The 6,273-nt window shown below is 51.2% G+C and carries 6 protein-coding genes; 2 read left to right on the top strand and 4 right to left on the bottom strand.

Annotation, left to right across the window (positions count from 1 at the left end):
* Positions 1–145: 145 nt before the first annotated feature.
* Positions 146–1,381: a mannosyltransferase family protein gene (locus ACOJWD_RS12395; protein WP_486993545.1), complete on the top strand. Its 1,236-nt coding sequence runs from the start codon at positions 146–148 to the stop codon at positions 1,379–1,381.
* Between the two features lie 2 nt (positions 1,382–1,383).
* Here the strand turns inward: ACOJWD_RS12395 and ACOJWD_RS12400 are convergent, their stop codons facing one another.
* Together ACOJWD_RS12400 and ACOJWD_RS12405 are read right to left on the bottom strand one after the other, a co-directional pair.
* Positions 1,384–1,704, bottom strand: coding sequence for a HesB/IscA family protein (locus ACOJWD_RS12400; protein ID WP_486993546.1), 321 nt, complete (start codon positions 1,702–1,704; stop codon positions 1,384–1,386).
* A 26-nt stretch (positions 1,705–1,730) separates the two neighbouring features.
* Positions 1,731–2,534, bottom strand: a complete 804-nt coding sequence (locus ACOJWD_RS12405) for a sulfite exporter TauE/SafE family protein (RefSeq protein ID WP_486993547.1) — start codon at positions 2,532–2,534, stop codon at positions 1,731–1,733.
* A 108-nt stretch (positions 2,535–2,642) separates the two neighbouring features.
* Here ACOJWD_RS12405 and ACOJWD_RS12410 point away from each other — a divergent pair, with 108 nt between their 5' ends.
* Positions 2,643–3,473, top strand: coding sequence for a YihY/virulence factor BrkB family protein (locus tag ACOJWD_RS12410; protein ID WP_486993548.1), 831 nt, complete (start codon positions 2,643–2,645; stop codon positions 3,471–3,473).
* Here ACOJWD_RS12410 and ACOJWD_RS12415 read toward each other — a convergent pair.
* Positions 3,451–4,662, bottom strand: coding sequence for a DUF445 family protein (locus ACOJWD_RS12415; RefSeq protein ID WP_486993549.1), 1,212 nt, complete (start codon positions 4,660–4,662; stop codon positions 3,451–3,453). The genes ACOJWD_RS12410 and ACOJWD_RS12415 overlap by 23 nt on opposite strands.
* 56 nt (positions 4,663–4,718) lie before the next feature.
* The gene (locus ACOJWD_RS12420; RefSeq protein ID WP_486993550.1) at positions 4,719–5,981 is read right to left on the bottom strand and encodes an MFS transporter; all 1,263 of its coding nucleotides are present in this window, start codon (positions 5,979–5,981) and stop codon (positions 4,719–4,721) included.
* Positions 5,982–6,273: the final 292 nt, after the last annotated feature.

Raw genomic sequence — 6,273 nt, forward strand, 5'->3', positions numbered from 1 at the left:
CTTGCGGCCAGTAAATTGCTGGTCATCACCGATAGCTCAAAGACCAATTTGAGTACGTAGCAGTTGTTTCTATTAGCGAATTACGTACGAGGCGATAAATTGCACGAACACTCCGAGACTCAGTATCAGCATCGACGGAGATCTCATGGCTAAGGATTGGATTATTGGCGAAAGCTATACAGAGGAAGCCCCTCGTCTGGAAAGCGCCGATCAACCGGGGGAGCGCGGCTGGCCGCTAATTCGAATAGTCGCTTGGGTCTTTGTTCTGTCGCGCCTGTTCTTTTTCGAAGTCGCGAGTCTGGCCTATATTTATCTTCCTCATGCTTGGGTTGAGGCACCTGAAGGCACCTTACCTCCATCGGGAAGCCTTTTATATCATATTTTTGGCGGCCTTTGGGTTCATTGGGACGGATTGTGGTATCTTTCCATTGCTACCTTTGGCTATCAAAATCGCCCCACCGCCACAGCCTTTTTCCCACTCTTTCCCTTAGCGATGAAACTGTTTGGAGGCGGCGTCATCGGTGGGATTGTTGTTTCCCTCATATCGTTCCTGATTGCACTGTATTTCTTGGGAAAGCTCGTCACGATTGACCTCGGACCGAAGGTAGCTTGGTTTACACTCTTGGCACTGGCATTCTTTCCAACAGCCTTTTATGCCAATGCAGTATATTCCGAATCACTATTTCTTATGTTAGCGACCTCGTCGCTGTATTTTCTCCGCACGCGTCGATACTGGGTTGCTGGCCCACTCGGGGCGCTAGCAACTCTCGTATCCATATACGGAGCATTACTCGTCTTGCCTTTTCTTTGGGTCATTTATCGATCTGAAGGCATTAATCTCAAGAAACTCATTCACGTCTTATGGATGCCGCTCGGCATCCTGTCGTACATGATTTATCTTATTCCGCGATTCGGCGATCCCTTAGTATTTGAAGCAGCCCAGAAGAATTGGGGACGCCACTTCGAATTATTTCCCGTCACTATTTACCAGTCCATCGTCGCAGGCATTCAGGCGTTCCCCAGCGACTTTCGGTTTCATACCTTGTTTGCCCCAGGAACACCGTCTCTGGCGCCCAGCAATTTCTTTAATCTAATCTTTCTCGCCTTCGCTATTCTGGTTGCCGTGTTAAGCGTGAAGCGCATTCCCTTCTATCTTTGGATCTATATGGTTGCTGCACTAATGATCTCCGTGTCATTCCCCGCCCAAACATATCCACTGATGTCGGTACCGCGATTGATCCTTGAAGCATTCCCCGTTTTTATTGGTATGGGCAGCATAATGGCCCGGATCCGTTGGACCCGAGCCACCTATTTCACGGCGTCAATTGCACTCGCCATTGTGTTTACGTCACTCTTTGCAACAGCACACTGGGTCGCTTGAGACTAATGACCTCCACAACCACAGCCGGCACCGACGTTAGGGTTCGAAATATAGAAGCCTTCTGACATAGCCTCTTTTTTGTAGTCGATGACGGTGCCCTCTAAATGAGGTCGAGCTTCCGAACCCACAAGAAGGGTTAATCCCTCAGCGGATAATTCTTCGTCGTCTTCTAAACGGTCTGTTTCCCAGTGCATCTGATATCCCACTCTCCCACATCCACAGGCCTGAGCAGCACTAATGCGAACAAAATCCGCGCGTTTATCTTGCGAAAGTTCCTGAAAGGCTTTTTCTGCCTCAGGTGTAATGGTCAACTGGACTGACATCACATATCCCCCCTTGTAGACATATCCTAGAGCACTCGGTGATGAGTGTAAAGAGACCCAACATTATTGGCAATTAAGAAGATCGAGATACCTGTCAGCATCACCACCATGAAAAGCGACAAAAGACGTTTTTGACGCGTTAAGCGCCGGGCCAACGGCATGGCCAACACGGCTCCAAAAAGTCCTCCTGCAGCATATTCAATCACCACATGCCAATCCACCAATCCTCTCAGCGTATAGGCCACCGCTGAAGCCGCTCCCAACGAACCAACAGAGACCACGGATGACCCAATCGCAGTACTGAGTGACAGTCCACCCAGTACCATACTTGGCAACGCCAAAAACCCGCCTCCCATACCAAACATACCGGCCAACACCCCCACCGTAAGACCGGGTGGTGCATAGCGAAGCGCCACAGGCAGTCTCGCTAGCGGAGGCCACATGCGCTGATGGTCCCCAATTTTGAGAATTAACGATGCATTGAGTAGCATCACCATACCCAAGAGAACCAACAGCACGTGAGAGGAGAAATCGTTTTGTAGTCGACTTCCTAACACGATCCCGAGGATCCCGGGAAGCGTAAAACTCAAGGCGGCCGACCATAGGACCGCACCACGCCGAGCATGCAAATACGCACTGAGAAGCGCCGTAGTCGCCACCGAAACTGCTGTTGTGCCCATAGCCACGCGTATGCGCGTCAGTCCTACCAGTGTCGTCAGGATGGGGACCGCCAGTGCCGATCCTCCCCCTCCAATGAGGGTAATGAGCGACCCGGTAAACACGCCCCCCAAAATGGCCCAAAGATTTTCTGTCATACTCAGATGCGGCATAAGGCACCCCCTTTCAACCGATTAGGGTAGCCTTTTATCTAAAAATCATGCAAATTAATGAGGGACAGACGAACCATATGGTATTGACAGTGCTGGGGAGGTTAACGTATGACACGGACCAGTCGCTTTGTGAAGGCGCTTATTACCTCAATTGGCCGAACCGATACCTCGGCGTATGCGTCGGCACTAGCCTATAATTTTATCTTTTCACTATTTCCAATGCTGCTTTTTTTAACAGCGCTGTTGGGCTTCTTACACCTGCCCAATTTGGATGCGTTTTTTCATGGTCCAGGAGCAGTTCTCATGGCCCCCAGTCTTCGCCACCTGCTGCAGGATACCATTGTCTCAGCGAATAGAGACCGAAGCCCAGCCATCTTATCTGTCGGCGCTTTAGGATTTCTCTATGGCATGTCGGGAGCGTTTCGTCGTCTTATTGATGCTCTCAATCATGCCTATGGCTATACGGAACGCACCCGCAAGGGATGGAAGACGGTTCTCCTTTCCGTCGCTCTCGGGGTGGTGCTCGGGCTCTTTCTCACCGTGGTAGAAGCGATCATGACGCTCGGCACAGATATTATTCGGGTAGTGTCGATGGCTCTGGCTCATCAACAACCCAGTGCCTGGTTTACGCTCACGATTCGCTGGGGGGCACTGCTAATTATCATGTGGGTCATTCTTACCATGATCTATAATTGGCTTCCTGACCGGGTACCGACACGCCGCTGGTTTACCCCAGGCACCGGCTTAGTGATGATTCTCTGGATTCTTATCTCCGTGGCCTTTGCCTTTTACGCCAGCCACTTTAGCCACTATAACCGGTATTATGGAAGTCTTGGGACCGTGATTCTCTTAATGCTGTACCTCTACATTGTGGGATTTCTCATTCTCATCGGTGCCCAGATTGATATCTTATGGTTCAAAGATGAGTCAAAACGGTAATGATTAATCCCACTAAGCCCCCAACCAGGGCCCCGTTCACGCGAATCCATTGCAAGTCCTGACCGACGTAGAATTCCAGCTTATCAATCCATTCTCGCTCGTCCATTTGGCGCAGGTTGTCACGCACCAGTTGCCCTATCATCGAGTGATAACGGGTGACGGTGCGCATCATGAGCCCTTTCACCAACGCCTCAATCTGCGCTTGCACGCCTAGTTCCTGTTCGAGCCATCGGCGGACTGCATCCATGAGCACGCTCACTTGCGCGCTCACTTGGCCTCCCTCGAGCGCGTCGGTAGCCTGAGCGACGCCCCAGTCCACTACCGTGTTCCATGGGACCTGGCCGAGCATGCCGCGCTTGGCCTCTTCAATTTTCGAGCGCACTAAAGCATCATCGCGCACGGCCCGCATAATGCGCACGAGAACTAATTCAAACTGTTCAAATCCCTTTTCCGACTTGAGCCAATCATTCAGTCCACCCTTAACAGATAGACTGAGTTCGTGATAGTCTACCGTCCCAAGAGACTCCAATACCCCCAAGAAAAACTTCCGTGTTCCGGTCTTGGTGTACTGCTCTATCATCTCTTTGAGTCGCCGTTCCATATCTTCGGTGAACTCCACTTGCTCTAACGCCGTTTCCGCATGTTGCGCTAAGAAAAGATATAGAGCCCGGTCTTGCCCGGATCGAATAAGCCACTCGATGACCTTGACGATCCAATCGGACACTTCGATGTCATCCACCTTTGATTCTGCCAACTGAGACAGAAAATTGGCCACCCGATCCCTCGGGATTTGACCAAGAAAGCCACTTAACGTCCGAGAAAAAAACATCTGAATATCCCCGGACAACGGTCGTTCCAGCACATTCATCAGCGTCGCCGCAACCGGGATTTTTTGAATGTTACGATTCAAAAACTCCGTCGACAATAGCTCAGTTTCCACGAGCGCCGCTAAGGCATCAATGATGCGCTCGCGGTTAGCAGAGATAATCGAGGTATGGGGTAGCCATTTCATTCCTAAGGGATGACGAAAGAGTGCTGTGACCGCATACCAGTCTGCAATACCACCCGCAATCCCCGCCAAGGACAATCCCAGTAAATAGGGAGACCATCCCATACGGTGGAACACCAAAGCAATCATCAAAAGTACTAGCAGGACACCGAGTGAGATATTGGCGAGACGTTTTTGCATGTTCTACCTCCCTCTTCCCATCATACCCTTATGTGTGAGCTTGGGCATCCTTTGGTCTAATCTTGCCCATCGCCTTGCAAGTCTGTGATGGGACGGTGCATGGAAAGAATTTGGGTCCAAATGTGGCCTGCCATACTAGCCACCCAACTCTGCGCCAACGAGGTAGCCACCACCATCGCCACCAAGAGAAATGGTGACTGATGCCAGCTATAGAGTGCCATTAGAATCACCATGCTCGCCAGTCGGCCTGCATTCAAGCTCATTTCCCGCGATAGCATATACGCCACGCGTCGATGGGTCACTTGCGGATCCAAGTCCATGACATCCAGTGGTACTGCCTCATTGGGAATCGTAAACCAGGGCATGCTAAACGCCATCACCACACCATAGACAAACACAAACACCCAACTCACGTGGAGCAAAAAGAGAAACCCACCCCCAACACTCATACCCAAAACTCCAAGCCACATCGCCCAGGTTCTCGAGTTGGGCACCACCCGCCGCGATACTTGCAATGCCCCCAGCATCCGCATCCCGGCTGTGACACTACTATACACACCCACCACCCAAGCACTATGCGTGGTGATGTAGACCAAAAATACTCCGGCTAATCCCGTCATCGCCTCGCGCGTGCCTCTAACCACCAATGTGCCCATGGCCTCTTTCCACAGGGGAGCATACCGATGGAGCGAGAAACTGAATCTCAAGGGCTCGTTGCCTAACGGCGGACCTTGCGGTACCGAGAAGGAAATGGCGTAGGTCGCGGCATAGACAAGCAACGCAATGGTAAACACCAATAAGTATCCATGTAGACCGGGCAGTAGGCTTACCAGTGCGCCCCCTAAAAGCGGTCCACCAATTCCTGAAATACTACCGACCGCTGAGCTTATCCCGTAAAATCGAATGCGCTGGTTTGGAGCCACGGTATCGAAAGTGACCAGATTCGCCCCGAACCAGAAGAACCCTTGCGACACTCCCTGCAAGAGACCAAGCCACAAAATATAGTGGCTAGCGTGATGCAATATCGCCAGCAGCACACCGTAAAAAGCTGCGGTCAGTACTAAGCCCCATCGATACGGCACCATCGGCGAGGACCGCCGAAATAGATAGCCGGTGAGATAAAAGACAAAGGTTAAGGAAAAAAAATAGGCACCATTGAAGAGGGCCAGCGAGGACAATTTTCCAGAAACCACAAAAACAAATAGGTTGACGAAGGTCGAAGCAATCGCCCCAGCCGTGGTCGAACCGGCAAATGTCAACACCAACCAGCGCGTTGCCGGGCTTAACGGCGCACGCTCATTAGCTGTCTCATCCGTCACGCTCTTTTATCTCCTTCATTCTCGTATGATCCCAATCTCCGATTGACATCTCTTGGCCATTATATCCTATCAAGCTGACCGAGCTTCGCGGCATCTCGCTTTTCCCTTGGCGTCAGCATGCGAAAGAGAGGCTGGCACCATCGATTTAGGCTCTTCATAAGAGGGTACAGTGCATTGCTTTTCTGACATGAATCGCCGACAATGACATTATGAACCGGGCGCCACAGGGTGCCGTTCGTTATTCGTACGCAAAAGAGGAGGCCTCCTGTTGAAGATTGATGTGATCATCGAA

The sequence above is a fragment of the Sulfobacillus sp. TH-112 genome (genome assembly GCF_057473405.1).

Bases quoted from the DNA above. Each gene is read 5' to 3' on its own strand.
- ACOJWD_RS12395 (WP_486993545.1), top strand. From the start codon at position 146: ATGGCTAAGGATTGGATTATTGGCGAAAGCTATACAGAGGAAGCCCCT.
- ACOJWD_RS12400 (WP_486993546.1), bottom strand. From the start codon at position 1,704: ATGTCAGTCCAGTTGACCATTACACCTGAGGCAGAAAAAGCCTTTCAG.
- ACOJWD_RS12405 (WP_486993547.1), bottom strand. From the start codon at position 2,534: ATGCCGCATCTGAGTATGACAGAAAATCTTTGGGCCATTTTGGGGGGC.
- ACOJWD_RS12410 (WP_486993548.1), top strand. From the start codon at position 2,643: ATGACACGGACCAGTCGCTTTGTGAAGGCGCTTATTACCTCAATTGGC.
- ACOJWD_RS12415 (WP_486993549.1), bottom strand. From the start codon at position 4,662: ATGCAAAAACGTCTCGCCAATATCTCACTCGGTGTCCTGCTAGTACTT.